This window comes from Serratia sp. A07 (assembly GCF_058725505.1).
The window spans coordinates 1-2283 of record NZ_JBZXDO010000123.1 but is presented as its reverse complement, the minus strand read 5'-3'; the positions used below and the strand labels follow the sequence as shown (position 1 = coordinate 2283).

At 54.5% G+C, this 2283-nt stretch carries 3 protein-coding genes; all 3 read left to right on the top strand.

All coding sequences use genetic code 11. From position 1 onward, the window contains the following. Window positions 1-228: DnaB-like helicase C-terminal domain-containing protein (locus AC4PR2_RS28400; protein ID WP_492175989.1), on the top strand; the 228-nt coding region annotated here is incomplete at its 5' end. Window positions 229-230: 2 nt separating this feature from the next. Continuing rightward, complete coding sequence (locus AC4PR2_RS28395; RefSeq protein ID WP_099817904.1) at window positions 231-1967, top strand: ParB family protein; 1737 nt, start codon at window positions 231-233, stop codon at window positions 1965-1967. Continuing rightward, the coding region (locus AC4PR2_RS28390) for a DUF2786 domain-containing protein (RefSeq protein ID WP_492175988.1) at window positions 1967-2283 on the top strand (317 nt) is incomplete at its 3' end. The genes AC4PR2_RS28395 and AC4PR2_RS28390, both read left to right, overlap by 1 nt.

Here is a 2283-nt window from a genome sequence, read left to right as displayed (position 1 = left end):
GACCTGCGAGACTCCGGTGCGCTGGAGCAGGATGCCGATGTGATCGCCTTCATCTACCGGGATGAGGTCTATTACGCTGACTCTGATGATGCCGGCACGGCAGAAATTATCATTGGTAAGCAGCGTCAGGGGGCAACGGGCACCGTTCGCGTCAAGTTTGAAGGGCAATTCACCGCGTTCAGTGACCTTCGCGATGGTCAGTATGACCAATACTCGGGGAGGGCGTAACCATGGCGCGTACTAAAACCAAGATCCTCGATCTGAACAGTGCTCTGCTCCAGCAGGGCAAGACTGCAGCAGGCACGCAACCTTTAGCCCCTGTGCTGGCGGAGACCCCCGTCAGTGAAATGCCGTTGGTATTGACCCTGGATGAAGTGAACCCGAATCCGGATAACCCGCGTACCACCCGCAACCCCAAATATGATGATATTAAAGCGTCAATTCGGGTGCGAGGTTTGGACACGGTGCCAAAAGTAACTCGTGATCCGGAGCGCCCAGAGCTGGGGTACTTCTTCAGTGATGGGGGGAATACGCGTTATGCGATCCTTTCCGAGCTCTGGCAAGAAACAGGAGAAGAGCGATTCTACCGCTTTTCTTGTGTGTTCAAACCCTGGCCAGGTCGGCTGTCCTGTGTCATTGGTCATTTGGCTGAAAATGAAGTGCGTGGAGATCTGACGTTTATCGAAAAAGCGTTTGGGATCCAGCAGGCACGTACGCTTTTTGAAGAGCAATTGGGTAAAACTGTCTCTTTACGTGAGCTTTCAACGCTGTTGGGGGAGTCTGGCTATCCAGTCCATAGTTCAAACATTAGTCGGATGGAGGACACCGTCCAGTATCTTCACCCTTATATGCCAGCACTTCTTGAGTCAGGTTTGGGGCGCCCTCAGATTCAGCACTTACTTGCATTGCGTGCTCATGCCGAAAAGACCTGGCTGGATTTTGTAATAGAGGGGGGATCTCAAGAGGCATTTAAGTCGGTATTCGGTAGGGTATGTTCTCAATTTAATGATCCTGAATTGTATTCACTGGATATGTTCCGTGATGAGTTGATCGGTGCCCTCATTAACGCGTTGCCACATCCGTTGCTCAATTATGACCGCTGGCTACTGGAGCTCGATCCCAAAGAGCAAAACCGGCGCAAGCACCTCGGTGAGCCTGAGCCGGCATTAACGCCTGAGCTGTCAGGCAAGGGCAATACTGTCGAGTTGGCGCCAGCACTGCAGCAGGAAAATACCAGCGGACCGACGGCACCTGAAGTACAGGGGGAGGGCTCTTCTTTGGTACTGGACAGCGCGTTGCATGAGTCAACGGGTGATGCCTATGATGAGTCACAGAACGCTCAGGAAGAGAAAACGCCTGCAACTCAAACTGAATGCCGTGTCGAAACTCAGCCTGACTTGTATGGTGCGCCTCCGGTGTTGTCGGGTGATGTTGAAACGGTTTTAGGCGGTGAGCATACCACCGTCAATGAAGTCCCTCTGCCTGGCGCTCATGAGTCGGCTGCCCCTCACAACAATACCGAGACACAGCCTGCCGCCCTTGTTGCAGAGGTGCCCTTCGCTGAGGTAGGACTTGAGCCGGTCTCCTCCATCTGGGCTATTTCTGCCCTGCAGGACGATATCGAGCACCTGCAGGTGATCACCTTCCGATTAGCATTCGAGCTGGCAGAAGTGGCGGGCTGCGAGGCTGAAATCAAAGCCGATAAAGCCGATTTGCTGGCTGCCGGCTACGCATTGACTGCCGAACGTCCCTCTCGGTTTACCTCGTTACTCCTGACCCTTGCCGGTAACAGCCCGGACGGTGCCTCATCCAGCTCGCTCAATGAAGCCCTTATCGGTTCGGAAAATGCGGCTGACTGGCCTTTGCTTGACGATATTTATGCCGTGAAATTGATGCGCCTCATTCGTGTTTTGCGTCGTTTGCGTGAACTGCAGCGTGACTTATCTGCAACAGAGGAGACAGCCTGATGAGCCATTCACAACGACAGGCGCGCCTGGTGAAACTGGTGCGCAAACTGCTAGAGCTGGCCCGCAGCAACAGCAATGCGCATGAGGCTGGACTGGCGTTAGCCCGGGCGCAAAAACTGATGGAAAAATACGGCATCAGCGAGCTGGAGGCCAGCCTGTCATCAATTCAGACGGCACCGAGCCAGGGAGCACCTTCCGAAGCGAAACAAAAACTGCCTGAATGGATGTCCGGGCTGGCATGGGCGATTGCCCGCGCCTTTGGATGCCGTTTGTATTTTTCCTGGCGGGATAGCGCGTCGGGCCCGCGTCGCAACGT

Excerpts from the sequence above, each read along its gene's own strand:
- AC4PR2_RS28395 (WP_099817904.1), top strand. The coding sequence starts at position 231 with ATGGCGCGTACTAAAACCAAGATCCTCGATCTGAACAGTGCTCTGCTC.